Source organism: Aminobacter sp. BE322, assembly GCF_050433525.1.
Taxonomy (GTDB): Bacteria; Pseudomonadota; Alphaproteobacteria; order Rhizobiales; family Rhizobiaceae; genus Aminobacter.
Window position 1 is genome coordinate 381,250 of the sequence record NZ_JBNPXB010000002.1, and the last position, 26,092, is coordinate 407,341.

General features: G+C 66.4%; 22 protein-coding genes. 10 read left to right on the top strand and 12 right to left on the bottom strand.

What is annotated here, in order from left to right; genetic code table 11:
- Positions 1 to 21: 21 nt before the first annotated feature.
- The 4 genes from J2X50_RS05855 to J2X50_RS05870 form a co-directional block, all read right to left on the bottom strand.
- Positions 22 to 2,316, bottom strand: a complete 2,295-nt coding sequence (locus tag J2X50_RS05855) for an acetate--CoA ligase family protein (protein ID WP_429092717.1) — start codon at positions 2,314 to 2,316, stop codon at positions 22 to 24.
- Between the two features lie 70 nt (positions 2,317 to 2,386).
- The gene (locus tag J2X50_RS05860; protein ID WP_429092719.1) at positions 2,387 to 3,550 is read right to left on the bottom strand and encodes an acyl-CoA dehydrogenase family protein; all 1,164 of its coding nucleotides are present in this window, start codon (positions 3,548 to 3,550) and stop codon (positions 2,387 to 2,389) included.
- Between the two features lie 4 nt (positions 3,551 to 3,554).
- Entirely contained in the window at positions 3,555 to 4,640 is a 1,086-nt protein-coding gene (locus J2X50_RS05865) for a carnitine 3-dehydrogenase (RefSeq protein ID WP_429092722.1), read from the bottom strand.
- A gap of 226 nt (positions 4,641 to 4,866) precedes the next feature.
- Positions 4,867 to 5,784, bottom strand: coding sequence for a 3-keto-5-aminohexanoate cleavage protein (locus tag J2X50_RS05870; protein ID WP_429092725.1), 918 nt, complete (start codon positions 5,782 to 5,784; stop codon positions 4,867 to 4,869).
- 80 nt (positions 5,785 to 5,864) lie between these two features.
- On the opposite strand from J2X50_RS05870, the gene J2X50_RS05875 reads away from it, so the two are divergent.
- Positions 5,865 to 6,845 carry a GlxA family transcriptional regulator gene (locus tag J2X50_RS05875; RefSeq protein ID WP_429092728.1) on the top strand — a complete coding sequence of 327 codons (981 nt, stop codon included), beginning with the start codon at positions 5,865 to 5,867 and terminating at the stop codon, positions 6,843 to 6,845.
- Positions 6,846 to 7,070: 225 nt separating this feature from the next.
- On the opposite strand, the gene J2X50_RS05880 is transcribed toward J2X50_RS05875, so the two are convergent.
- From J2X50_RS05880 to xylA, 3 genes are all read right to left on the bottom strand, one after another.
- Positions 7,071 to 7,829: a TIGR01458 family HAD-type hydrolase gene (locus J2X50_RS05880; protein WP_429092730.1), complete on the bottom strand. Its 759-nt coding sequence runs from the start codon at positions 7,827 to 7,829 to the stop codon at positions 7,071 to 7,073.
- Between the two features lie 64 nt (positions 7,830 to 7,893).
- On the bottom strand, positions 7,894 to 8,118 hold the full coding sequence (locus tag J2X50_RS05885) for a hypothetical protein (protein ID WP_429092732.1): 225 nt from the start codon (positions 8,116 to 8,118) through the stop codon (positions 7,894 to 7,896).
- A gap of 159 nt (positions 8,119 to 8,277) precedes the next feature.
- The gene (gene xylA / locus J2X50_RS05890; protein ID WP_429092734.1) at positions 8,278 to 9,588 is read right to left on the bottom strand and encodes a xylose isomerase; all 1,311 of its coding nucleotides are present in this window, start codon (positions 9,586 to 9,588) and stop codon (positions 8,278 to 8,280) included.
- 151 nt (positions 9,589 to 9,739) lie between these two features.
- On the opposite strand from xylA, the gene J2X50_RS05895 reads away from it, so the two are divergent.
- The gene (locus tag J2X50_RS05895; protein WP_429092736.1) at positions 9,740 to 9,958 is read left to right on the top strand and encodes a hypothetical protein; all 219 of its coding nucleotides are present in this window, start codon (positions 9,740 to 9,742) and stop codon (positions 9,956 to 9,958) included.
- Positions 9,959 to 10,032: 74 nt separating this feature from the next.
- On the opposite strand, the gene xylB is transcribed toward J2X50_RS05895, so the two are convergent.
- The 3 genes from xylB to J2X50_RS05910 form a co-directional block, all read right to left on the bottom strand.
- Complete coding sequence (gene xylB / locus J2X50_RS05900; RefSeq protein ID WP_429092739.1) at positions 10,033 to 11,484, bottom strand: xylulokinase; 1,452 nt, start codon at positions 11,482 to 11,484, stop codon at positions 10,033 to 10,035.
- Between the two features lie 214 nt (positions 11,485 to 11,698).
- The gene (locus J2X50_RS05905; protein WP_429092741.1) at positions 11,699 to 13,021 is read right to left on the bottom strand and encodes a tetratricopeptide repeat protein; all 1,323 of its coding nucleotides are present in this window, start codon (positions 13,019 to 13,021) and stop codon (positions 11,699 to 11,701) included.
- A 10-nt stretch (positions 13,022 to 13,031) separates the two neighbouring features.
- Complete coding sequence (locus tag J2X50_RS05910; RefSeq protein ID WP_429092744.1) at positions 13,032 to 13,655, bottom strand: LysE family translocator; 624 nt, start codon at positions 13,653 to 13,655, stop codon at positions 13,032 to 13,034.
- A 216-nt stretch (positions 13,656 to 13,871) separates the two neighbouring features.
- On the opposite strand from J2X50_RS05910, the gene J2X50_RS05915 reads away from it, so the two are divergent.
- From J2X50_RS05915 to J2X50_RS05925, 3 genes are all read left to right on the top strand, one after another.
- Positions 13,872 to 14,585, top strand: coding sequence for a L,D-transpeptidase (locus J2X50_RS05915; RefSeq protein ID WP_429092851.1), 714 nt, complete (start codon positions 13,872 to 13,874; stop codon positions 14,583 to 14,585).
- Between the two features lie 92 nt (positions 14,586 to 14,677).
- A complete protein-coding gene (locus J2X50_RS05920) occupies positions 14,678 to 15,844 on the top strand; it encodes a diphosphate--fructose-6-phosphate 1-phosphotransferase (protein ID WP_429092747.1) in 1,167 nt (388 codons plus the stop codon).
- Between the two features lie 50 nt (positions 15,845 to 15,894).
- Complete coding sequence (locus J2X50_RS05925) at positions 15,895 to 16,584, top strand: MBL fold metallo-hydrolase (RefSeq protein WP_429092854.1); 690 nt, start codon at positions 15,895 to 15,897, stop codon at positions 16,582 to 16,584.
- 79 nt (positions 16,585 to 16,663) lie between these two features.
- On the opposite strand, the gene J2X50_RS05930 is transcribed toward J2X50_RS05925, so the two are convergent.
- Complete coding sequence (locus tag J2X50_RS05930; protein ID WP_429092749.1) at positions 16,664 to 18,112, bottom strand: aldehyde dehydrogenase family protein; 1,449 nt, start codon at positions 18,110 to 18,112, stop codon at positions 16,664 to 16,666.
- A gap of 719 nt (positions 18,113 to 18,831) precedes the next feature.
- On the opposite strand from J2X50_RS05930, the gene J2X50_RS05935 reads away from it, so the two are divergent.
- The 5 genes from J2X50_RS05935 (at position 18,832) to J2X50_RS05955 (ending at position 24,612) form a co-directional block, all read left to right on the top strand.
- Positions 18,832 to 19,842 carry an ABC transporter ATP-binding protein gene (locus J2X50_RS05935; protein ID WP_429092752.1) on the top strand — a complete coding sequence of 337 codons (1,011 nt, stop codon included), beginning with the start codon at positions 18,832 to 18,834 and terminating at the stop codon, positions 19,840 to 19,842.
- Positions 19,835 to 20,893, top strand: a complete 1,059-nt coding sequence (locus J2X50_RS05940) for an ABC transporter ATP-binding protein (protein ID WP_429092755.1) — start codon at positions 19,835 to 19,837, stop codon at positions 20,891 to 20,893. The genes J2X50_RS05935 and J2X50_RS05940 overlap by 8 nt, the downstream gene beginning before the upstream one ends.
- Entirely contained in the window at positions 20,890 to 22,605 is a 1,716-nt protein-coding gene (locus J2X50_RS05945; protein WP_429092758.1) for a peptide ABC transporter substrate-binding protein, read from the top strand. The genes J2X50_RS05940 and J2X50_RS05945 overlap by 4 nt, the downstream gene beginning before the upstream one ends.
- An 80-nt stretch (positions 22,606 to 22,685) precedes the next feature.
- A complete protein-coding gene (locus J2X50_RS05950; RefSeq protein ID WP_429092760.1) occupies positions 22,686 to 23,693 on the top strand; it encodes an ABC transporter permease in 1,008 nt (335 codons plus the stop codon).
- Complete coding sequence (locus tag J2X50_RS05955; protein ID WP_429092762.1) at positions 23,686 to 24,612, top strand: ABC transporter permease; 927 nt, start codon at positions 23,686 to 23,688, stop codon at positions 24,610 to 24,612. Before J2X50_RS05950 ends, J2X50_RS05955 begins: the two co-directional genes overlap by 8 nt.
- Before the next feature lie 97 nt (positions 24,613 to 24,709).
- Here the strand turns inward: J2X50_RS05955 and J2X50_RS05960 are convergent, their stop codons facing one another.
- The gene (locus tag J2X50_RS05960; RefSeq protein ID WP_429092764.1) at positions 24,710 to 26,086 is read right to left on the bottom strand and encodes a class I SAM-dependent methyltransferase; all 1,377 of its coding nucleotides are present in this window, start codon (positions 26,084 to 26,086) and stop codon (positions 24,710 to 24,712) included.
- Positions 26,087 to 26,092: the final 6 nt, after the last annotated feature.

Consider the following 26,092-nt stretch of genomic DNA (forward strand, 5'->3'; position numbering starts at 1 on the left):
GCCCTCACGACCTTTGGCCCCTCACCCTTTCCCTCTCCCCGTAGATGACGGAGAGAGGGGGGCGTCAACGCCGCGGCCATCCTCCTTCTCCCCGTCACGACGGGGAGAAGGTCCGGCAGGGGATGAGGGGCCATTTGAACCTACCAGCAGCGCGTCCGCGATCCAGGCGCCCTGCCCTTCGCCGCAGACGATCAGCGGGTTGATGTCGAGTTCCTCGATTGCATCGGCATGATCGGAGACGAATTCGGCGATCGCCATGATCGCATAGACGGCGGCGCCAACGTCCGCCCGGGCGCGGCCGCGGTAGCCGTCGAGCAGCGGGAACATCTTCAGCCGCTTGAGCGCTAGCTCGACCTCGCCGCGCGATGCGGGCAAAAGCAGCGTGGCGCTGTCCTTGATCAGCTCGACCAGCACGCCGCCGGTACCGATGGTCATCACCGGCCCGAAAAGCGGATCGCGTACGATTCCAACGATCAGCTCCGCCACCCCGCCTGAAACCATCTTCTCGACATAGAGGCCGAAGCCGAGCGGCAGCAGGGCGGCAGCCGCCGCGCCGACGTCCTCGCCGTTCTTCAAGTTGAGCCGCACGGCGCCCAGCTCGCTCTTGTGGGCGACGCCCAGCGCCTTGAGCGCGACGGGATAGCCGAGCGCCTCGGCTGCCGCGATGGCTTCGGCTACGCTTTTCGCGCGACGACCCGCCGGCACGGCAAGGCCTGCTTCGCGCAGCAGGGATTTGGCGGCAGCTTCGTCGAGGGTTCCACCCTCACCCTTGAGGGGAGGGTCGGCGCGCAGCGCCGGGGTGGGGGTATTGGCGGCGGCTCGGTTACCCCCACCCGCGCCTTCGGCGCGACCTCCCCACAAGAGGGAGGCAAAGGGCTTCGCCCACGCCTCGCCAATCATCGCCGCCGCCTCCGCCGCGTCCATCGCCTCGGCGATGCCCTGCAACGGCACGATGCCGCGCGCAAACAGGTCGGCCGCGTGCGCCTCGGTCAGGTTCTCCGACATCGACGCCACGATCGCCCCGCGCGCGCCGTTGGCCTTCAGCGCCGCCTCGAAGGCACGTACGGTCGGCCACCAGTCGGCGTCGGAGCAGCGGTCGCTGCGCGGGAAATCGAGCACCAGCATGTTGAGGTCGAACCCGCTCGACGCCATCGCCGTGAAGGTGGCTGTCATCGCCGGTTCGTCGTTCCAGATGAAGGTGTGGTAGTCGAGCGGGTTGGCGACCGCCACGAAGGCGCCGAGCGTCGACTTGACCCGGGCATAATGCTCCGGCGACAGCGCCGGGAAGTGGAGCCGCCGGCCCTCGGCGCTGTCGGCCATGACCGATGCCTCGCCGCCCGAGCAGCTCATCGACGACAGCGAAAATCCCGGCAGCGGGCCGACGGCGTGCAGGAGCTTCAGCGTCTCGAGCAGCGACGGGATGGTGTCGACACGGGCAATGCCGAGGCGTTTGAGGAAGGCGTCGGACGCTGCGTCCGAACCAGCCAGCGACGCCGTGTGCGAGATCGTCGCCTTGCGCGCCTGCTCGGAGCGGCCGACCTTCATGGCGACGATCGGCTTGTTCAGTTCCCGCGCCCGCGCCGCCAGCCGCTCGAAGCCCTCGACCTTGTCGAAGCCCTCGATATGCAGGCCGAGGCAGGACACCCGCTCGTCCTCGATCAGGCCCAGCGCCATCTCGGACAGGCCCGTCTGCGCCTGGTTGCCCGCGGTCATCAGGAAGGCCACCGGCAGGCCGCGCTTCTGCATGGTCAGGTTGCAGGCGATGTTGGACGATTGCGTGATGATGGCGACACCCCGCCCACCAGGCGCAAGCCGCTGACCGCCATGCTGGTCGGGCCACAATAGCGCGCCGTCGGCATAGTTGATCAGGCCGTAGCAGTTGGGTCCGATGACCGGCATGGCACCGGCGGCCGCCACCAGCTCGGCCTGCAGCCGCTCGCCATCGGCATCGTCGTTGCCGGCCTCGAGGAAGCCGGAGGCAAAAGAGATCGCCCCGCCCGCGCCGCGCGCAGACAGCTGCGCGATCACCTCGATGGTCAGGAAGCGGTTGACGCCGACGAAGGCCGCGTCGGGCGCGCCCGGCAGTTCGGCGACGGAGCGGAAGGTTTTTATCCCCTCGACTACCTCCTTCGTCGGGTGCACCGGCCAAATGTCGCCGGCAAAGCCCATTTTCAGGCATTGCCTGACCACGGCGGCTGCCTGCGAGCCGCCGAACACGGCAATCGATTTCGGCCGCAGCAGGCGTTCGAGCCTGCCCTTGCCGGGTTCGGGCGGCGCCGGCTTCGGGGTGGGGGTAGATGAAGTCGAGCCAGACATATTTACCCCCACCCGGCCCTGCGGGCCATCCTCCCCACAAGGGGGAGGGTCGAACCAGGAAGCCGCGACATCATCCGCCCACCGCCCTGAGCAGGGCGCGGGAGATGATGTGCCGCTGGATTTCCGACGTTCCTTCCCAGATGCGCTCGACGCGGGCGTCGCGCCAGATGCGCTCCAGCGGCAGGTCGTCCATCAGGCCCATGCCGCCATGGACCTGGATCGCCTCGTCGGCGACGAAGGCCAGCATCTCGGTGGCCTTCAGCTTGGCCATCGCCATGTCCTGGTCGGTGACCGTGCCCTGGTCGTATTTCCAGCCGGCCTCCATCACCATCAGCTCGGCCGCCTTGAGTTCGGTCGCCATGTCGGCGAGCTTGAACGACACGCCCTGGAACTTGCCGATCTGCTGGCCGAACTGCTCGCGCTGCGCCGCATATTCGACGGCGTGGCCCAGCGCCCGTTCGGCGCGGCCGAGGCAGGTGGCGCCCACCTGCAGGCGCGTCGCCCCCAGCCAGCTGTTGGCGACCTCGAAACCCTTGTGCACCTCGCCCAGAACCTGGCTCGCCGGCAGGCGGCAGTCGTCGAACTCCAACACCGAATTGGTGTAGCCGCGATGCGAGACGTTGCGGTAGCCGTCGCGCACGGTGAAGCCCGGCGTGCCCTTGTCGACGAAGAAGGCGGTGATCTTCTTGCGTTTTCCGCGCGGCGTGTCTTCCTCGCCCGATGCCATGAACACGATGGCGAAATCGGCGAGGTCGGCGTGGGAGATGAAATGCTTGGTGCCGTTCAGCACCCAGTCGCCGCCCTTCTCGACGGCGGATGCCTTCATGCCGCGCAGGTCGGAGCCGGCGCCCGGCTCGGTCATGGCGAGGCAGTCCCATTTCTCGCCGCGTATGCAGGGGAAGAGATACTTCTCGCGCTGCTCCGGCGTGCCGGCGAGCAGGATGTTCGACGGGCGCGCCACGCAGGTCCAATGCAGCGCATAGTTGGCGCGGCCGAGCTCCTTCTCGTAGAGCAGCCAGGTCAGCGTATCGAGCCCGGCGCCACCGACATCCGCCGGCATGTTGGCGGCATAGAGCCCGGCGGCGATCGCCTTTTGCTTGATCTCCTCGATCAGCTCGCGCCGCAGATGGCCCGTGCGCTCGACTTCGCGCTCATGCGGGTAGAGCTCGTTCTCGACGAAGGCGCGCGTCGTGTCGACGATCAGCTGCTGTTCCTCGGACAGACCGAAATGCATGGCGCTAGCCCTTCTTCTTGGCCGCAGCCTTCTTCACCGTCTTCACGGGCTTGCTTGCCTTGGCCTTTTCGGCTGCCTTGGAAACCTTCGGCTTGGCCTGGGCCGCCAGCTGCCTGGTGTAGTCCTTGTAGAGCGCGCCGGCGCCCCATCCCTTGCCCTTGTTCTGCTTCGACAGCGCATCCATGATCGCCACGAGATTGTCGTCGCGGATCTTTTCCAGTTCGCGGATCGACCATTTGTCGGATTGCTCGTCCGACTGGGTCGCGATCAGGTCGACAAGCTCGTCGTTGAACTCGGGCACGTCCATCAGCTTGGTCCACGGCCATTTCAGGCACGGGCCGAACTGGGCCATGAAGTGGCGCATGCCGGCCTCGCCGCCGGCGACGCGATAGACCTGGAACATGCCCATCTGGGCCCAGCGCAGACCGAAGCCGTAGCGCATGATGTCGTCGAGCTCCTCGACCGAGCAGATGCCGTCCTTGATCAGCCACAGCGCCTCGCGCCATGCCGCCTCCAGCAAACGATCGCCGACGAAGGCCTCGATCTCCTTGCGGATCACCACCGGCTTCATGCCGATGGAGGCGTAGATCTCCTTGGCCACCTCGATGGCCTCGGGGAAGGTCTGGGCGCCGCCGACGATCTCGACGATCGGCAGCAGGTAGACCGGATTGAACGGATGGCCGACCACCAGCCGCTCGGGATGCTTCTTCATCGCCACCTGCATGTCCGACGGCTTGATGCCCGAGGTGGACGAACCGATGATCGAATTGGCGGGGGCGTGGCTGTCGATCTCCGCCAGCACCTTGTGCTTGAGGTCGAGCCGTTCGGGCACGCTTTCCTGGATGAAGTCGGCATCGGCCACGGCCTCGGCGATGGTCTTGGCGAAGGTCAGCTTGCCCTCCTTGGGCAGGCCGCCGGGCAGCATCTGCTTGTAGGCGCGGCGCGCGCCCTTCATCACCTCGCCGACCTTGCGGGAGGCCTCCGGGTCGGGATCGTAGATCGACACGTCGATGCCGTTGAGCAGCAGCCGCGCCACCCATCCGGCGCCGATCACCCCGCCGCCGATGGCGGCTGCCTTGGAAATTGTCATCGTGTGAACTCCCTCTCACCGAGGGCGTAGCACTCTACGTTGCCCCCCTCTGTCCTGCCGGACATCTCCCCCACAAGGGGGGAGATTGGCAGCTTCGATTTCCCTACCTTCCCCGCGACGCCGAAAGTTGGCGCCCCCTGTGCGGCTGGCTGATCTCCCCCCTTGTGGGGGAGATGTCCGGCAGGACAGAGGGGGGGCGCGAAGGAATGCCATGTTCGCGATTTTCCTACGCCGCCAGCGGCGCGCGCTTCACCAGGTTCAGCTTCTTGCGCACCTCCTCCGGCCCGATCACCCGCGCGCCCAGATTCTCGACGATGGTCACCGCCTTCTCAACCAGCTGCGCGTTGGTCGCCAGCACGCCCTTGTCGAGCCAGAGATTATCCTCGAGGCCGACGCGCACGTTGCCGCCGGCAAGCACGGCCGCCGCCGCATAGGCCATCTGGTTGCGGCCGAGCGAGAAGGCCGAAAAGGTCCAGCTCTTCGGCACGTTGTTGACCATGGCCATGAAGGTGTTGAGGTCGTCGGGCGCCCCCCACGGCACCCCCATGCACAGCTGCACCAGCGCGTCGGGAGCAAGCACGCCCTCCTCCACCAGCTGCTTGGCAAACCACAGGTGGCCGGTGTCGAAGGCCTCGATCTCGGGCTTCACGCCCATCGCCGTCATCATGCCGCCCATGGCGCGCAGCATGCCCGGCGTGTTGGTCATGACGTAGTCGGCCTCGGCGAAGTTCATCGTGCCGCAGTCGAGCGTGCAGATCTCCGGCAGGCACTGGCGCACATGCTCGACGCGGTTCGACGCGCCGCCCATGTCGGTGCCGGCTTCCTTCAGCGGCAGCGGGCTCTCGACGCCACCGAACACCATGTCGCCGCCCATGCCGGCGGTGAGGTTGAGCACCACGTCGACGTCGGCCTCGCGGATGCGCTCGGTCACCTCGCGGTAGAGATGGATGTCGCGGCGCGGCTTGCCGGTCTCGGGGTCGCGGACGTGGCAGTGCACGATCGCCGAACCCGCCTTGGCCGCCTCGATGGCCGAGTCGGCGATCTCTTTGGGCGAGCGCGGCACCAGATGGCTGCGATCCTGCGTGCCGCCGGACCCGGTCACGGCACAGGTAATGAAGACCTCGCGGTTCATCTCGAGCGGCATCGCATTCCTCCCATACGAAACATCTGGCCGCGATCATCGCGCCGCTTGCGTGCATCTGTTTTGCGTTTTACGAAATCCAAATGGCCAAGAGCGAAAAACCGACAATCTTTCGCAGCGAGCGCGCCCCGCTCAGGGTGACGATGCTGGTCTTCTCCGGCGCGTCCATCATGTGCGTGGCCTCCGCCATCGATCCGCTGCGCGCCGCCAACCGCATCGCCGGCGAAACGCTGTTCGATTTCCGCCTCGTCTCGGCCACCGGGGAGCCGGCGGTCACCACCTGCGGCCTGCCGGTAGCCGTATCCGGCGCCTTCGATCCCGCGGAGCCGTGCGACGTGCTCGTCGTCGTCGCCGGCTTCGGCACCCAGGGCTACACGACGTCGAAACTGCTTGGCGGCCTCCGCCGCGCCGCGCGTGGCGCGCGGGCCGTCGGCGGCGTCGAGGCCGGCACCTGGCTGGTCGCTCGCGCCGGCCTGCTGGACGGGCGGGCCGCGACCACGCACTGGGAGGACCTGGAGGACTTTTCAGTGGCTTTTCCCGAGGTCGAGGTGCGCCCCGACCGCTACATCATCGACGGCCCGGTGTTCACCTGCGGCGGTGCCGCCCCGACTTTCGACCTGATGCTGCATCTGGTGCGGTCGCGGCTCGGCATGGCCGTGGCGCTCGATGTGGCGAGCGTCTTCATCTACGACCAGTCGCGGGCGGCGACCGACGCCCAGCCGCTGGTCTCGCTCGGCCGGCTCGACGGTTACGATCCGCGGCTCGCCCAGGCGATCCGGCTGATGGAGGCGCATGTCGACCGCCCGCTGACGATCGCCGCGATCGCCAGGCGCGCCGGGGTGACGGCGCGCACGCTCGAAAGCATCTTCCGCACTTCTATCGGCGAAACGCCGGGCGCCTATTATCTGAGGCTCAGATTGAGTGCCGCCCGCCGGCTGGTGGTGGATACCCGCGTCAGCATGGCCGAAGTTGCCGAGCGAGCCGGCTTCTCCTCGGCCGCCGCCTTCTCGCGCAGCTTTTCGCGCGCGTTCGGAACGGCGCCCGTCAGGATGCGCCGGGGATAACCAGCACACTGCAGGGACGGTCTCGCGGCTTCAGACCCCCACCCTCAATCCCTCCCCACAAGGGGGAGGGAGGCTTGCGTCGCGCCTTGCGATCCAATGGTGAGCCCATCTCGCTTGGCGTGGGCAGTGCCGGAATCCCCCTCCCCCTTGTGGGTGGGGGTTAGGGGTGGGGGTAACCTCGTAGGCGCCGGGCGGTGAGGAGGATGTCGGCGACCAAGGCAGCCCTCAGCCTCGCTTGCGAACAACCCACTCGACCGCAGCTTCCAGGTCGTCGACGACGGCAGTCGGATGCGGCGCATACCGGCTCTCGTCGCCGGTACGATACTTGCCGGTCCTCACCAGCAAGGCCAATCCGATGCCGGCCCGCAACGCCCCCGCCACATCGCTTTCGGCATCGTCGCCGACCATGACCGCCTGTCCCGGCGTGCAGTCGAGACCGACGAGCGCTGCATGGAAAAAGTCCCTCGACGGTTTGCCCAGCACGATCGCCTGCTTGCCTGCCGCGAATTCCAGTGCCGCGACGAACGCGCCTGCATCGAGGCTGAGCCCTCCGTCGGCATCCTTGAAGGTGCGGTTGGTGGCGAGCGCCAGGAACTCGGCGCCGTCGACGAGTTGCCGGAAGGCCGCGTTCATCGCGGTGTAGCCGAACGCCTCGGCAGCGTCGCCGACCACGACGGCTTTCAGCCCGCCCTCTTGGACGCCGGAAAACTCCGGTTCGAGATCCGGATGGACAAGCAGATGCGGGCTGCAGCCATGCGCCGTCAGCCAGGCGACCGCGGCATTCGCCGGCGTGAGCAATTCGTCGTCGGATACAGCGATGCCGAGGCCGTCGAGTTGCGCCACGATCGCCTGTCGCGGCGAGCGCGTGGTGTTGCTGACGAAGCGGATGGGCAAACCGGCATCGCGCAGTCGCGCGATCGCCTCGACCGCGCCCGGGATCGGCGTGTCGCCGTCATAGACGACGCCCGAGAGATCCAGGAGCACGGCGCGTATCATCGACGGAGGATGGCGGACCATCCTCCGTTCGTCAAACGCAACGGCGAGAAGGCTATGCCGCGTCGCGGCCCTCGTGGTCGATGCGCGCCCGCATGCTCTCGGCGAGCACGAGTTCGAGCCGCTTTGCCACTGCCCGGCTCCATTCGTCGGACAGTTCGGTCTCCGCCACAGGCGGCAGCGCCATCAGGCGATCGACGATGGAAACGGCCTCCGACTTGTCCAGGAGCGCCTCGATCGCCGGATCATGGGTGGTGAAAGTCTTTTGTTCCCGTCTCATGCGGCACTAAGTGGCTGATTCGACTGGCGCCATGAGGGCGAGAAAGGGGCAATTCGGGGGCAAGGTGTGCCCCCGCCGGAACCTCAACCGCCCTATCCACGCGCCATCGGCGGCGCGTGGGGCCTCAACGGTTTCCGACAGCCATGCCCGGAAGGCGCATCAGACGTAGCGGTTGACGACGTTCTCCAGATACTCCTGCCGGCCCGACTTCGGCTGCGGCTCGATGCCGTCCTTCACCACGCGCGCGGCGATCTCCTCGAGGCTGCGCTCGCCCGCAAGCATCGCCTTGGCCTCGGCCGAGTTCCAGCCGGCATAGCGAGCGTCGAGCGGGCCGGACAGCGCCTTGTCCTCGATCATCCTGGCCGCCGCCTTGAGGCCACGGGCGCAGGCGTCCATGCCGCCGATATGGGCGACCAGCAGGTCCTCGGGGTCGAGCGACTGGCGGCGCAGCTTGGCATCGAAATTGGTGCCGCCCGTCTTGAAGCCGCCGCCGAGCAGCACCTGGTAATAGGCGAGCGCCATCTCCGGCACGTTGTTGGGGAACTGGTCGGTGTCCCAGCCCGACTGGTAGTCGTTGCGGTTCATGTCGATGGAGCCGAAGATGCCGAGCGCATTGGCGGTCGCCAGCTCGTGCTCGAACGAGTGGCCGGCGAGGATCGCGTGGCCCTGCTCGATGTTGACCTTCACCTCCTTCTCCAGCCCGTACTTCCTGAGGAAGCCGTAGACGGTGGCGACGTCGTAGTCGTACTGGTGCTTGGTCGGCTCCTGCGGCTTGGGCTCGATCAGGATCGTGCCGGTGAAGCCGATCCTGTGCTTGTAGTCGACCACGAGGTTGAGGAAGCGGCCGAGCTGGTCGAGTTCGCGGCCCATGTCGGTGTTGAGCAGCGTCTCGTAACCTTCGCGACCGCCCCACAGAACGTAGTTCTCGCCATTCAGCCGCTTGGTCACGTCGATGCAGTGCTTCACCGTCGCCGCCGCATAGGCGAAGACGTCCGGATCGGGGTTGGTCGCCGCACCCGCCATGAAGCGGCGGTTGGAGAACAGGTTCGCCGTGCCCCACAGAAGCTTGACGCCGGTCTTGGCCATCTTGGCCTCGAAATGGTCGGCGATCTCGTCGAGGCGCTTGGCACTCTCGGCGAAATTGGCACCCTCGGGCCGCACGTCGGCGTCGTGGAAGCAGTAGTAGGGAACGCCCAAAAGCGAGAACAGCTCGAAGGCGACGTCGGCCTTCAGCTTGGCGTGCTCCATCGTCTCGCCGAACCAGGGGCGTTCAAAAGTCTGGCCGCCGAACGGGTCGCCGCCCGGCCAGGCGAATGTATGCCAGTAGGCGACGGCGAAGCGCAGGTGGTCCTCCAGCCGCTTGCCCAGCACCACCTCGTCGGCGTTGTAGTGCCGGTAGGCCAGCGGATTGGTGCTGTCGGGACCCTCATACTTGACGGGCTTGGTGTCGCCGAAATAGCCGGTGCTCATGGGAGAACTCCTTTCAGTGAGTACGCATCGCCGCCCGCTGCCGGGCTGCTGCCGAAATTCCGAATTCGATTACCTCAGGCGTAATTGGTCTCAGACGCGCCTGCTGCGAAAAGGGCTGCGTCAACCAGGACGAACCCGACGGAGAGCGGCAATGACCGACTACAACGCCATCACTGACGCCTACTTCGCCGCCTGGAACGAGACCGACGCAGCCGTCCGCAAGGCCGACGGCTTCGGCGACACCATCCGCTTCTCCTGGGGCCTTGGCCCCGACGGCGTCGACGCGGTGGTCGAAGGCACCGACTTCGCCACCATCGAAGGCGGCCGCCTGAGCGCCATCACCGGCTTCCTCGACAAGGTGCCGGGCTGAGGCGACGCGACTGATCTCCCCCCTTGTGGGGGAGATGCCCGGCAGGGCAGAGGGGGGTGCGAAGGAGTGCGACCTCACATCGTCCCCCGGATCGCCGGATAGAGCTTGCGGTAGCGCTGGTAGGCCTCGTCATAGGCGCCCGCCAGCGCCGCGACCGGCTCGATGGTTTCGGCGGTCGCCGGCGGCGTGCAGACCCGGTGCGGGTCGGCGCCCTCGGCGGCGATGAGGCCGAGGCGCGCGGCACCGAAGGCGGCGCCGAAATCGCCGTCGGCGGGAATGTCGACCGGCAGGCCGAGCGCGGTGGCGATCGACCTCAGCCAGTAGCGCGAGCGCGAGCCGCCGCCGATTGCCGTCACGCGCGTCAGCGTGGTCCCGGCCGTGGCCAAGGCTTCAAGGCTGTCGCGGAAGGCGAAGGCCACGCCCTCGAGCACGGCCTGCGTCATCGCCGCCCTGCCGGTCTCATGCGCGATGCCGCTGAACGAACCGCGGATCGCCGCGTCGTTGTGCGGAGTGCGTTCGCCCGAGAGATAAGGCAGGAAGGTCACGCCCGAGGGTGCGCGCAGCTCCTCGCCCAGCTCGCGGGTCAGCTCGGCCGCGTCCCTGCCGGTGATGCCGCTCAGCCAGTTGAGCGAGTCCGTCGCCGACAGGATGACGCCCATCTGGTGCCAGGCATTGGGCAGCGCATGACAGAACGTGTGCACGGCGCTTTCCGGATTGGGCAGATAGGCGCCGTTGGCGGCAAACAGCACGCCCGAGGTGCCGAGCGACACGAAGGCCGCGCCCGGCTTGACCGTGCCCATGCCGCAGGCGGAAGCCGCGTTGTCGCCGGCGCCGCCGGCGATCACGACGCCCTGCCCCATGCCCCAATTTGCCGCGAGTTCACCGCGCAGCACCCCGGCCCTGTCGGTGCCCTCGACCAGCGACGGCATGTGCTCGATGCCGAGGCCGGTGGCGGCCAGAAGCTCGGGCGACCAGCGCCGCGCCGCGACGTCCAGCCACGAGGTTCCGGCGGAATCGGACATCTCCGAAGTGTATTCGCCCGACAGCCAGAGCCGCAGATAGTCCTTGGGCAGCAGCACCTTGGCCACCTTGGCGAAGATGTCGGGCTCGTTGGCCTTCACCCAGGCGAGCTTGGGCGCGGTGAAGCCGGGGAAAACGATGTTGCCGGTCATCTTGCGGAAGCGCGGATCCGCGTCTAGCGCGGCCGCCTCGGCAAAGCTGCGCGTGTCGTTCCAAAGGATGCACGGCCGCAGCACCCTGCCCGAGACGTCGAGCAGCGTCGCGCCATGCATCTGGCCCGACAGGCCGATGCCGCGCACGGCGGCGATTTCCCCGGGATGTGCCGCCTTGAGTTCGGCGATCGCCTCTTCCGTGGCGGCGATCCAGTCGGCCGGGTCCTGCTCGGACCAGCCGTGACGCGGCCGCGACACGTCGAGCGAACCGTGGCCGGAGCCGATGATCTTCTGGTCGGCGTCCATCAAAAGCGCCTTCACGCCTGACGTGCCGAGATCGAGCCCGAGATACATGCCATTCCTCCCGAATGAGCGACGCGGACGCTCGTCGCGTCCATCCTCTCACGTCATTGGCCGGCGTTGTCGCCAAGAGGCAAACGGCCGGGCCACCTGCCCGTTCCTCCGACGGACGATGCTTATTAGCAAACATTCCCGGGTCGGGTCGACATTTATTTCGGAACTCGCAAAAAATAAATCGAGCGCCTCGGCGACGGGCCTTCGGTCTCAGTCAGCCATGGGCAAGAAGTGCTGCACGCTGCACGAACAGGCCCGACAGCGGGCTTGCCGGCCGCGCATGGTTGCGCTCGTTGGCGAGCCGCACTGCCAGCGCGTCATTGCCGTCACGCAGGGCAGCCTCGATCAGCGTCAGCTCGATCACGTCGCGCTGGGCGTGGCTGCCACCAAAACGATGCGCGATCTTCCGCACCGGTTCGAGCAGCCGCACCGTTTCGCCGTACCTCCCCTTGCCGAAGGCCTTGACCGCCAGCGTCACCGGGTGGCCGACATCGCGGGTGAAGGCGGCATTGTCGTCGTCGCGGGCAATCGCTTCGCGCTGGGCGTCGAGCATCGCCCTGGCCGGCGCTTCGAGCCCGGCCCCGACGAAGGCCATCATCGCATGCGCGTCGTTGAAGGCGTAGTTGCCGGCCTGGGCCTTCGGCGCCCAGTTGGCCGCGAGGCTGGCCCAGCGCCCGCCGACATCGACGCCGCCGAGATTGAGCCGCCACAGGATCGCCGAGGCGTCGACCATGTTGAGCGCCAGCTTCGACTGTGCCCCGTAGATCGGCCCGTCATAAAGCGCGAGCACCTCGTCGGTCTCGCCGAGATCGTAGTGGAACAGCGCCAGGTGCCACCAGTTGTGGACCTGCAGGAAGCTGTCCTTCGTCCAGGCGTCGACATTGCCGCGCATCCAGGCGATGCCGTCGCCCTGGCGGCTCTGCATCTCCATCACATGCGCCACCGCATGCTGCGCCCAGCCGTCGCGCGGCTCCAGCGCCACCGCCTCGCGGCCGAGCGACTCCGCGGTCTTATAGTCGCCCATCTCCTCGAAGCCGAAGGCCTGCATGCCGAGGATGGCGTGATAGCCCGGCATGCCCCTGCCCCATGCCGGCATCGCACGTGCGATGCGGTCGCGCAGCATCAGAGCGTTGCCGGTGAAGAAGTCGATCTGGTGCCCGGCCTGCAGCGCCAGCGCATCGGTGGGATGCTCCGCCGTCAGCTCCGCCAGGATATGCCCGGCTTCGTGCCAGTGACCGCCGGCGAGACGCCCGAGGGCGGCGACATGTGCCTTCTCGCGCGCCGTTGCGGCAAGACCGGCCGCCGTCTGGTGGCAATCCCGCGCCACAGCCATCGCTTCCCGCTCGGTCGACAGGCCGTAGAGCCAGCCCTTCAGCACATGCGCCATGACGAAGTCGGGTGCAGCCGCGATCGCCTTGTCGGCGGAGCCGACCGGATCGCCGACGAAGCGCTGCAGTTCGCTCACCCCGCGCTCGTAATGCGTGGCGGCGGCCTCGTCGGCACCCGAAAGCGCGAGGCCGAGCACGTCCTTCGCCATGGCGAGATCCTCAATGCCCGGAGCGTGCGGCAGCCGCGGCGATGCCGGCGCCGACCAGCAGCGTGCCGCCGGTGCGGTTGAAGATGCGGATCGCGCGCGGGTTGGACACCAATTTGCGGGCGCGCGCCGCCACCAGCGCGTAGCCGAAGGCATTGGCGAAGGCCAACGTCAGGAAGGTGACCTCGAAGATCGCCATCTGGGTCCAGAAATCAGCGCTGCGGTCGATGAACTGCGGCAGGAAGGCGACGAAGAAGGTGATGCTCTTGGGATTCAGCGCCGTCACGATCCAGGCATGGACCATCATTTTCGCCGCGGACGCGGCATCCCTGCGCGGCTTGGCGTCCAGCGCACCCCCGGCGCGGAACAGCTTGACGCCGAGATAGATCAGGTACGCCGCGCCGATCCACTTGACGATGGTGAAGACGGTTGCGGAAGCGGCAAGCAGCGCGCCGATGCCAAGCATCGACAGCGTCATGGCGGTGAAATCGCCCAGCGCCACGCCGATCGCCATCGGCAGCGCCGTGCGCCAGCCCTGGCCGAGCGCATAGGAGACGACCAGGAGGATGGTCGGCCCGGGGATCACGAGCAGCACGGCGGATGCGGCGGCAAAGGCGGCCCAGCTTTCGAACGACATGGCGGTCTCCCGGTTGAGCGGCGATCAAGCTCCGCGGCGGTGCCGTTGTAAAGCCCTTAACGGGGCGGCCGTAGCATTCACCCTTTCTCAACCATGAATGTTGAAAATGCGGTCTATCCGGCCGGAGTTTTCCCGGGGCCTGGCCGCCCGCGTAGCCAGTGGAATTGTGCCGTGTCGAAATCGCCTGCTTTGCCGGTCTCCGGCCCGAACGACCATATTGCCCCGAAAGCCGCCTCGCGCCGCAGCGTCCTCCTCGGCATCGGCGCCGCCGGCCTGCTCGCCGGCTGCAGCCGCACGCTGGACATGGAGATGCTGCAGGTGCCGGAAATGGGGCTCGACACCACGCCCACCGGATCGATCCGGCCCAGCATCAGCGTCGACAAGCAGGTCACCAGCCCCGCGCTGATGTATGCCTCCTTCACCGACGAAGGCTACCAGCTGCCGGAGATCCCCTTCGCCAAGGTCGACCCCAAGTTCCGCCGCCAGATCGTCGTCGATCCGACCGGCGAAGCGCCCGGCACCATCGTCGTGCGGCTGCAGGAAAGATATCTCTATCTCGTCCAGCCGGGCGGCGACGCCATCCGCTACGGCGTCGGCATCGGCCGCGACGGCTTCCGCTGGTCCGGCCGCGCCAACATCCAGTACGGCAAGAAGTGGCCGACCTGGACACCGCCGCCGGAGATGATCGCCCGCAAGCCGGAACTGGAGAAATGGCGCGGCGGCCAGCCCGGCGGCCTCGACAATCCGCTCGGCGCGCGTGCGCTGTACATCTTCCAGGACGGCCGCGACACCGGCTACCGCGTGCACGGCTCGCCCGAATGGTGGACGATCGGTCAGGCCATGTCGTCGGGCTGCGTGCGCATGATCAACCAGGACGTCATCGACCTCTTCAGCCGAGTCCACGGCAAGAGCCCGATCGTCGTCGGTTAGGACGATCGTCCCCAGGCCGCGCCATCTCCCCCATTGCGTCCCTTCCCGATAAGGACGAAAGTTTGCCGATATCATTGGGGAGGACGACCACCATGCCTTCGACATTCGTGATCGCGCAGGGCGGCGGACCGACCGCCGTCATCAACCAGACCATGGCCGGCGCGGTGCTCGAAATCCGCCGCCGCCATCCCAAGGCCCGCATCCTCGGCTCGCGCCACGGCGTCCGCGGCATCCGCGACGGCGACTATGTCGACTTGACCGACATCGCCGAGGAGCAGCTCCTGCGCATCGCCGCCACCCCCGGCGCGGCCCTGGGCAGCACCCGCGACAAGCCCGACGCTGCCTATTGCGAGGTCATCCTCGAAGGCCTGAAGAAGGCCGATGCCCGGGCCTTCATCTATATCGGCGGCAACGACACCGCCGGCACCCAGCAGATCCTCACCGACGCGGCCCAGGGCAGCATGGCCTTCGTGCACGCGCCCAAGACCATCGACAACGACCTCGAGGAAAACGACCACGTGCCGGGCTTTATCTCGGCCGCCGAGTTCGTCGCCGGCGCCTTCCTCAGCGTCGACCTCGACTTCCGGGCGCTGCCCGGCATCTATGTCGGCATCGTCATGGGACGCCATGCCGGCTTCCTGACGGCCGCGGCCGCGGCCTGGCGCGACGACGACAGCGACGGCCCGCACCTCGTCTACGTTCCCGAGCGGGCCTTCTCGGTGCCCCGCTTCATCGACGACGTGAAGGCGACGCTCGCCCGCCACCGCCGCTGCGTGGTGGCCGTGTCAGAGGGCGTCACCACCGAGGACGGCCGCGCCCTGGTCGAGAGCATCGTTCCCGCCGACAAGCTCGAGCGCGATGCCCACGGCAACATCAAGCTTTCCGGCAGCGACCTGCCCCGCGCCTTCGAACAGGCTCTGGCCGAGGGCCTGCCCGGCAAGCGCGCCCGTGTCGACGCGCTCGGCTACATGCCGCGCGGCTATGTCGGCGCAGTCAATGCGGTCGATGCGCAGGAAGCCTTCGACGCCGGCGTCTTCGCCATCGATGCCGCCGACAAGGGCGGCGGCTCGGTCGCGCTCAAATACGAGGGCGGCAAGACCGTGCTGAGGCTGGTGCCGCTTGCCAATGTCGCCGGCAAGACCCGCCACATGCCCGACGACTTCATGCTGCCCGACGCCAATCACCTGTCGGAGAAGGGGATGGACTATCTCCGCCGGCTCGTGCCCGGGCGCTTCAAGATCGGCAGGCCGTTCGTGTGAGGCGACAGCCGGGCTGGTTTTCGAAACGTATCGTCGACGACAGGACGACGATGCTGACCGAGCCCTTCGTCACCGACTATTGCCGCGCCAACATCTGGCTCGTGCGCGGCCGCGACCTCGACATGCTGGTCGACACAGGCATGGGCATCTGCCCGCTCGCGCCCGAAATCGGGACGACACATCGCGAGGCAAGTTCCTTGGGCAAGCCGCTGCTTGCCGTCGCGACCCACGTCCATCTCGACCATGTCGGCTCGCTGCACGAATTTGCCTGGCGCGCCGGGCCGCGCATCGAGGCGGCGTTGTTCGAGACCATGCCGGACGGAGCGACTTACGCCCAGATGTTCCGCGACCTGCCGGGCGCCGTTTCCGAACTGCCCTGCCCCGGCTGGAGTTCCGCCGACTACGCGATCAGCCCCGCGCCGCTGCATCGCCTTCTCGACGAAGGCGACGTCATCGACCTCGGCGACCGCAGCTTCCGCGTCCTGCACCTGCCCGGACATTCGCCCGGCTCCATCGGCCTGTTCGATGAGCATGACGGCACGCTGTTTTCCGGCGATGCCATCCACGGCGGGCTTCTGGTCGACGACATGCCGGATTCCAACCGTACCGACTATTGCGCGACCATGCCGCGGCTGATCGAGCTTCCAGTCCGGGTCGTCCATGGCGGCCACGCCGAGAGCATCGACGGGGCCAGGATGCGCGAGATCGCCGAGGATTACCTGAGACGGAACGAGAGGTAGCAGCGAAAGCAAGCCCCCTGACCGTCACCGCTTCGCCGTGACGGTCAGGGGGAACCTGCTGCGAGCTGCGGCTGTGGGATCAGCCCAGCCCTTCCTCGAACCCGCTGATTGCCTTGACCTCGAGGAAGTCCTCGAGCCCCCACTTGCCGCCCTCGCGGCCGAGGCCCGACTGCTTGTAGCCGCCGAACGGGCTGCCATAGGGGCGGTCGGTGCCGTTGATCTGCACCATGCCGGCACGCAGCTTGCGCGCGACGCGCTGGGCGCGCGCCTTGTCGGCCGACTGCACATAGGCCGACAGGCCGTAGGGCGTGTCGTTGGCAATCGCAATCGCCTCTTCCTCGGTCTCGAACGGGATCATCGCCAGCACCGGGCCGAACACCTCCTCGCGGGCGATGCGCATGTCGTTGTTGACGTCGGCGAAGACGGTTGGCCGCACGAAATAGCCGCGGTTGAAGCCCTCGGGGCGCCCGAGCCCGCCGGCGACCAGCCGCGCGCCCTCCTTGATGCCGGCCTCGATCATGCCCTGCACCTTGTCGAACTGCACGTCCGACGACAGCGGGCCGATATGGTCGCCGTCCTCGGCCGGTTGCCCGACCCTGACGGTCGCGGTGTATCTGGCCGCGATGTCGACCGCCTTGTCGTAGACCGGACGCTGCACCAGCATGCGCGTCGGCGCGTTGCAGGACTGGCCGGTGTTCTCGAAGCAATGCGCCAGCCCGCGCGTCACCGCATCCTCCAGGTCGACGTCGGCGAAGACGATGTTGGGCGACTTGCCGCCGAGTTCGAGCGCCACGCGCTTGACCGTCTCGGCCGCGGCCCTGGTCACCGCCGTGCCGGCGCGGGTGGAGCCGGTGAACGACATCATGTCGATGCCTGTATGCCGCGACATCGCCTCGCCCACCGTCGGCCCGTCGCCGTTGACCATGTTGAACACGCCGGCGGGAAAGCCCGCCTCCTCCATCATCTCGGCGAAGACGATGGACGACATCGGCGCGATCTCGGACGGCTTCAGCACCACGGTGCAGCCCGCGGCCAGTGCCGGCACCACCTTCAGCGTCACCTGGTTCATCGGCCAGTTCCACGGCGTGATCAGCCCGCACACGCCGATCGGCTCGCGCACGATCCGCTCCTGCGGGTTGGTCGCGTTCAGCGGTTCCTCGAACTCGAATTCGCCGAGCACCTCGATGAAGCTTTCGATGTGGCCGGCGCCGCAGGCCGCCTGCGAGTCTAGCGCCAGTTTGATCGGCGCGCCCATCTCGGCCGAGATCGCCTCGGCCATGTCGCGCATGCGCCGCCTGTAGGCCGCGAGCAGCTTTTCGAGATAGCCGATGCGTTCGGCGCGGCTGGTGGCGCTCCACGCCGGGAACGCCCGCTGCGCGGCGGCCACCGCCTTGTCGACGTCCGCCGCCGAACCGAGCGAGATCACCGCAAACGGCTGCTCGTCGGCCGGATTGATGACCGCGAATTCCCTGGCGACGGCCGGCGCCACCCATTTGCCGTCGATGAAGAAATCCGTCTTGCGCAGCATGGCAGGCTCCCTGTTCCGAAATAAGGTCTTAGACCGGCGCGCGCGGCGGCCATGTCCTGAATCCGACCGCATTTTTAGGCCGGCAGCCTTGCCTCAGGAAGGCCTGGTTCAGCGCTTGGGGCTGTCTGGACCGACGGAACAATGTGCCGCGCGGCCCCTGGAGCGCCAAGCCCGCGTGGTTTGCCAGGCGGGCGTTTGTGACTTGGCTGCGGGGCTGGCTGTGACTGCCGGTATCAGTTCATCGACCTGGCGAACTGCCAAAGCATCACCAGGCATGACGTCAGCGGCGACATCGCCCGGCTTTGGCGGGATTGGACTGGCGAATGCCGGGGCCTGCGCAATCACCGGCATGAGCTCCGCCGGTTCAAGTTGCCCGGCGAACGTATCAGGCCAGCAACCGCCGGCGGCGCAATACCGACCCCACCTGCGCAACGCACTGCCGAACGACTTCGCTTGCAGGCACAACAAAAACCGCTCGCCCGCGCTGAGTTCACACGGGCGTTCTCCAAGTACGAAACAAGGCCGATCTACCCATACGATTTTAAGAACGGAGTCCAGACTGAGATTACTGGAAGGTTATTCACGATTATTTGTTATCAATGCCTGAGTAAAACCGGATAAGGATTCGCAAAAATCAGCACGCAGCTTCGCGATTTGCCGATCGCAGAGGATGTGAGAACTGAAATAAAAATAAAAACAAAATACTAGGGGAATATCATATGCCCGATGGGGCGCAGGCCGTCCTCGATGTTCGAGGGCTCGAGACCGTCTTTTGCACAAGAGGCGGAGATATCCATGCCGTCAACAAGGTCAGCTTTCATCTGAAGCCCGGCGAGTTGCTGGGCGTTGTCGGGGAAAGCGGTTCGGGCAAGTCGGTCACGATGATGTCGCTGATCGGGCTTCTGCCGTCGCCCCCGGCCGAGGTACGCTCGGGCGAGGTCCTGCTCGGCGGAAAGGATATCCTGAAGCTCTCGCCGGTCGAGCTGCGGCGCGTGCGGGGCGCGCGCGTGGGCTTCGTCTTCCAGGACCCGATGACCAGTCTCAACCCGGTCCTCACGGTGGGCGACCAGATCATGGAACCCCTGCGCCGCCACATGGGGATGAGCAAGGCCGACGCGAGACGGCGCGCGGCCGAACTCCTGGTGCTCGTCGGCATCCCCGATGCCGAGAGGCGGCTGAAGAACTATCCGCACCAGTTCTCCGGCGGAATGCGCCAGCGGGTGATGATTGCCATGGCGCTTGCCTGCGATCCGGAGGTGCTGATCGCCGACGAGCCGACGACGGCGCTCGACGTCACCATCCAGGCTCAGATCCTCGAGCTGGTGGCGGAACTGCGCCGGAAGCTCGGCATGGCCATCGTCTGGATCACCCATGATCTCGGCGTCATCGCGGGCATCGCCGACCGGGTGATGGTCATGTATGGCGGCCAGGTGGTGGAACAGGCGCCGGTCAAGGAACTTTTCCGCAGTCCACGCCATCCCTACACGCGGGCGCTGCTGAAGGCCGTTCCCACGCTTTCGGGCGCGCGCGCCGCGCGCCTCCAGGTGATCGAGGGGCAGCCGCCGATGCTTGGCGCAGCCCCCTCGGCCTGTCCCTTCCGCAGCCGCTGCGCCCATGCCTTTGACCGCTGCGCGACGGAAAATCCGGCCCGCCGCCCACTCGACGACAAACCGATCGATCACGGGCACGACGTCGCCTGCCACTGGAATCCGGAAACCGCCGATGCTTGATGCGACCGGCCCCGCGGCGAAGCCCCTGGTTCAGGTCCGCGACCTGAAGATGTACTTCCCGATCCATACCGGCGTCTTCCGCCGCCACACCGGCGACGTGAAGGCGGTGGACGGCGTTTCCTTCGACATCATGGAGGGCGAGACGCTCGGCCTGGTGGGCGAAACGGGATGCGGCAAATCCACCGTAGGGCGGGCGCTGCTGCGGCTTTGCGAGATCACCAGCGGCCAGGTGACCATCGGCGGCGTGGACGTTGCCACTCTTTCGCCTTCGGAACTGCGCAAGGCCCGGCCCTTGATGCAGATGGTCTTCCAGGATCCGCAGGCGAGCCTCAACCCGCGCATGACCGTGGCCGCCATCATCGGCGAGCCGCTGGACGAGCACACGACGCTCAGCCGCGACGACAAACTTGCCCGCATCTACGAGCTGATGGATGCGGTGGGCCTGAACCGCCGCTTCGCCAACCGCTATCCGCATGAGTTCTCGGGCGGACAGCGGCAAAGGATCGGCATTGCCAGGGCGCTCGCGCTCAATCCGAAGTTCGTCGTCTGCGACGAGCCGATCGCAGCCCTCGACGTCTCGATCCAGGCGCAGGTGGTGAATCTGCTCGAGGACCTGCAGGACAAGTTCGGGCTCACCTACCTGTTCATCAGCCACGATCTGTCGATGGTGCGCCACATCGCCGACCGGGTGGCGGTGATGTATCTCGGCCAGATCGCCGAGCTTTCGCCACGCGAGGCGCTCTATTCCGAGCCGCTGCACCCCTATGCCAAGGCGCTGCTCTCCGCCGTGCCCGAGCCGAATCCGAGCCGCGAGGGCGCCCGCCAGCGCATCATCCTGAAGGGCGACGTTCCTTCACCCGCCAATCCGCCGAAGGGCTGCACTTTCTGCACCCGCTGTCCCGAAGCGCAGGAGCGCTGCCACGGCGTCGCGCCCCGGCTCCAGGAGGTCGCACCCGGGCGCTTCGTCGCCTGCCACCGCGTAACGAAATCCGCCGGACCAACCGGCGCGACCAAGGCCAACGAGCACAACCTACAGGGAGGAAACCAATGAACTTCAGAACGGCTCTACTCGGGACAACAGCGGCGGCAACGGCCGTCATCGGCCTCGTGCCCGCCGCCCTTGCCCAGCGCGCCACCGACGGCAATGTGAACATTCTCTACTTCCAGGCCGTGTCGGTCATGAACCCCTACATGTCCTCGGGCACCAAGGACGTGCACGGGGCCAGCCTCGTCATCGAGCCGCTCGCCGGCTTCAACGAAAAGGGCGATCTGATCCCGCGCCTGGTGACCGAGATCCCCTCGATCGAGAACGGCGGCATCTCGAAGGACCTCACCACGATCACCTGGAAGCTGACCCCGGGCCTCCTGTGGTCCGACGGCACGCCGGTTACCGCCGCCGATGCGGTCTTCACCTATGAATACTGCACCAACGCCGACATGGGCTGCTCGCAGGCCGCACGCTTCACCGGGATCAAGACCGTCGAGGCCCCCGACCCGCAGACGATCAAGATCACCTTCACCGCGCCGAAGCCCAATCCCTTCAACGCATTCGTCGGCGCGGCCTCGCCCGTGCTGCAGAAGGCGCAGTTCGCCGGCTGCCTGGGGGCCGCGGCCCAGACCTGCACCGAGCAGAACACCCGGCCCATCGGCACCGGTCCCTTCACCGTCACCGATTTCAAGGTGAACGACGTCGTGCAGCTGGCTGCCAACCCGAAATACCGCGATCCGGCGAAGCCCGCCTTCGCCACGGTGACGCTCAAGGGCGGCGGCGATGCCAGGGCGTCGGCCCGCGCGGTGATGGAGACGGGCGAGTTCGACTATGCCTGGAACACCCAGATCAACCCCGAGTTCCAGGCCCAGATGGCCGCGGGCGGCAAGGGCGAGCTGATCTCGGCCTTCAGCAACAATGTCGAACGGATCGAGCTGAACCTGACCGACCCCTCGCCCGACCTGCCCGAGGGCGAGCGCTCCACGATCAAGAACCCCCACCCGATCCTGTCGGACGTCCGCGTGCGCAAGGCGCTTTCCATGGCCATCGACCGCAAGCTCCTGGTCGAGGTCGGGTATGGCGCGGCGGGCCGGCCGACCTGCAACGTGATCCCGGCGCCCGCGATCTATGCCAGCCCCAACACCGATTGCCTCGTGCAGGACGTCGAGGGCGCCAAGGCGCTGCTCGACCAGGCCGGCTGGACCGACAGCAACGGCGACGGCATCCGCGACAAGGACGGCAAGAAGCTCTCGCTGCTGTTCCAGACCTCGGTCAATGCGGTGCGCCAGGACTTCCAGGCGCTGGTCAAGGGCTGGTGGAGCCAGATCGGGGTCGAGGCGGAACTGAAGGCCATCGAGCCCAGCGTCTTCTTCGGCGGCGATCCGGGCACGCCCGACACCTACCAGAGGTTCTATGCCGAGGCCCAGCTGGACACCCTCGACTACGACGGCACCGATCCCGAATCCTATCTGGCGCAATATGTCTGCGGCAACATCCCGGGACCGGGCAACGGCTGGCGGGGCACCAACATCAACCGCCTCTGCGACCCGCGCTACGAGGAATTGCTGGGGCAACTGTCGAAGACCAGCGACATCAACGAGCGTGCCAAGATCGTCATTTCGATGAACGACCTGCTGACCAAGGACGGCTATGTGAGCATTCCGCTGGTCGATCGCGCCCGCCTTTCGGCCAAGGCCAAGACGCTGGGCGGCGTGGTCCTCAACGCCTGGGACAGCGAACTGTGGAACGTGTCCGACTGGTACCGCATCAAGTGATGTGACGGGCGGGGCGGGGCCGGACGGTCCCGCCCCGCCGACGCCACCAGACCGCCGCACCACCTGGACTGCCGACGACCATGCTGACTTTTGTGATCCGCAGGCTGTTGCTTGCCATCCCGACGCTTCTGCTGATCAGCCTCGTGATCTTCCTCCTGGTCGATCTGGCGCCCGGCAGCCCGATGTCGGAAATCCCCCGGACCGTGCCGCCCGAGGTGCGCGAAAAGATGATGCAAGCCATGGGCGCGAACGAGCCTGTCGTCGTCCGCTACCTGCTCTGGCTCAGGCAATTCTTCCTGATCGAGCCCGCCTATGTCATCGACGGCTGGCTGGGGACCAATCTCGCGGGCAACGCCCAGCGCGTCCTTTCCTGGCAGAGCCGCGCGCCGGTGTTCGACATCATCGGCCAGCGCCTGCCCCAGACCATGATGGTGATCGGCACCGCCTATGTCGTCGGCATCCTCATCGCACTTCCCATCGGCATCTATTCGGCCTACCGGCAATATTCCTGGTTCGACCAGCTCGGCACCTTCGTCGCGATGGTGGGCTCTTCGGTTCCGACCTTCTTCACCGGGGTGCTGCTGATCATCGTCTTCTCGGTCAATCTCGGCTGGTTCCCCTCGATCTACGACACGACGCTGCAGGTGACCGACTGGGCTTCCTTCAAGAAGCAGGTGATGCAGATGGCCCTGCCGGTCACCGTGCTCGCGCTGCACAACGCCACCGAGATCAGCCGCTACATGCGCTCCTCGATGCTCGAGAACCTCGGGCAGGATTACGTCCGCACCGCGCGCGCCAAGGGCATGGGTGAGCGCGTGGTGGTGCTGAAGCATGTGCTCAGGAACAGCCTCATCCCGGTGGTGACGGTGATCGCCCTCGGCATCCCGACGATCTTCGGCGGCGCCATCATCGCCGAGCAGGTGTTCAAGGTGAACGGGCTCGGCACCGCGCTGATCGGCGCGATCAACGCCAGCGACCTGCCCACGGTCCAGACGCTTACCTTCATCTTCGCCGTGCTGATCGTGTTCTTCAATCTGGTTGCCGACATCCTCTACGGCATCCTTGACCCGAGGATCCGCTATGACTGACGCCGCAGCCACCCTCGTCGAAAAGCCGCGCAGCCATTGGCGCGACGTCTGGATGCAGTTCAAGACCCATGGCGGCGCGCTCGGCGGGATGTTCGTCTTCCTGGCGCTGATCGCCTTCGTCACCGTCGGGCCGCTCGTCTGGACGGTCGATCCGACCTACGTCAATCCCGACGCGGCCAAGATGATCATGACGCGGAACAAGCCGCCCTCGTTCGAATGGCCGCTCGGTACCGACCAGCTCGGACGCGACATGCTGGCGCGGGTGATGGCGGGCGGCCAGGTCTCGATCGCCGTGGGCCTCGTCGCCATGTCGATCGCCGTCCTTCTCGGCACCACCGTCGGCGTGCTGGCGGGCCTGTTCAAGCGGCTCGACGGGCCGTTGATGCGGCTCACCGACCTCGTCCTCGCCCTGCCGCTGCTGCCGTTGCTGCTGGTCATGGTCTTCCTCTTCCGCGATGCGCTGGCCAGGGCCCTCGGTCCCGAAACCGGAACCTTCGTGCTCATCGTCAGCGCCATCGGCGCGACCTCCTGGATGCAGGCGGCGCGGATCGTCCGCGGCGAGGTGCTGGCGCTGAAGGAGCGGGAATTCGTGCTCGCCGCGCGCTCCATCGGCACACCGCCGCATCGCATGATCCTGCGGCACATCCTGCCCAACGTGATCTCGCCGGTGATGGTCGCGGCGACGCTGGGCATCGCCAGCGCCATCATCACCGAATCGGCGCTCAGCTTCCTCGGCCTCGGCTTCCCGCCCGACTTTCCGACCTGGGGCCGGCTGCTGTTCGAGGGGGTGGAATACATGCAGCTCTACCCCCAGCGCGTGCTCTGGCCTGGCCTCGCCATCTCGCTGACCGTTCTCAGCGTCAACTACATCGGCGATGGTCTGCGCGATGCGCTCGATCCGCGGATCAGGGGGCGGTAGCGGGGGGCTGTTGGAGGTAAGTCGCTGCGACACTGCGGTCCCTGAAGAGAAGACCGTGCTGGCGCCCCGCGCCAGCACGGTCGGAACCGAACGTTTATCAGACTGACCTGATCTCGCCGGCCAGGGAGTCCCGCAATGCAGTGACCGCTGATTGCAGGTCTTCTGGAACGGGTGGATTGTGTGCGTTCTGGAAGCCTACAAAGTTGGCCAGCAGAGCAAGAGCACGAAGGTGGTCGCCCGCGTACTTCAAAGCGAGCGCCTCATGGTATACGGCCCTCCAGATCAGGTCGGACTCGACAACGGCCGTGGAGGGGGACAAGTCGATCTTTACGCGGCAGAGCCGAGTCGCTGCGCGAAAATGGCGAGCGGCATCAACATATTCGCAACGATGAATCAATTTCAGCATGCCGAGATAGTACGTGGACGCTGCAATGCAGAGCGGCCAGCGAGCTGCAAAATCATCCAGCGTCGCGATCCCGCCCAGGGAAGGCCTAGCATCTGCCAGATTGGGTGCGAAAGCTTCCTCGGCAAGCCTATAGTTTCCGCTGTCCATTGCACTTCGGAAGAGACGATAGCGCAGGCCGATCTCCAGCGAGGACCCGGGACGGGCTTTGCCAAGGGCTTCTTTCAAATACCGGTGCAGGAGTGTCGCCAATTGGCTTTCCGACCGCGCATGGAACCCAAGCGGTACTCTCGATGCATAGACCAACATGCTCGCGGCGCTTTTGTCGATTTCCACATATTGAAACCCTGCCTTCTTCAGAGCCTCCACCAATGCTTGGTCATTGAAGATGATGGTGTGCGCGCCGGGTGAGAGCAGTGCCAGCAACGAGCTGGGGTCGGTTCGGCCGTGGATGCGATCCGCATCGGGGGTCGTCAGAACCAGGACGCCGTCTTCGGCCAGGAATGACTTGAGGATAGCGATAAACTCATGTGGGTCGTGCACATGCTCGATGACCTCAGAGCAGTGCACGACGTCATAAAGCTCTTCGGACACATTCGGGGCTGCGAAGTCGTTGACGACGTCGAGCGCCAGTTGCTCTCGGCCAAGGTCTCCATAGTGCGAGGGCTCGAAGCCCTTAACCTGCCAGCCCATAATGGATCGAATGGCATCCAAGCCAAATCCGAAGCCGCAGCCGATATCGAGAAGCCTGCCAGGTCGACCACCGTCGGGTATCACCTTCAGGATGTTCTTGGTGATAAGGTCTATTGCCGCGTTGAACTCGATATAGTCTCGGATGCTGAGTTCATTGGATGTATGTTGAGTGTAGTCGATCTTTGGATAGGGGTGATACACCAGAGATCTACAGGTTTCGCAACGATAGAGACAAATCTCCAATGTCCTGTCCGTTGCCAGCTGCGTATTTTTTGCCGTAAGCACACAGGACTTGTCGCCGGAGCTTTGGCAAACCGGGCAGGGAAATGCGGATGGACTGGTCCGGCCATCGCTGAATTCGACAAGACTGGCATTCAAGATCAG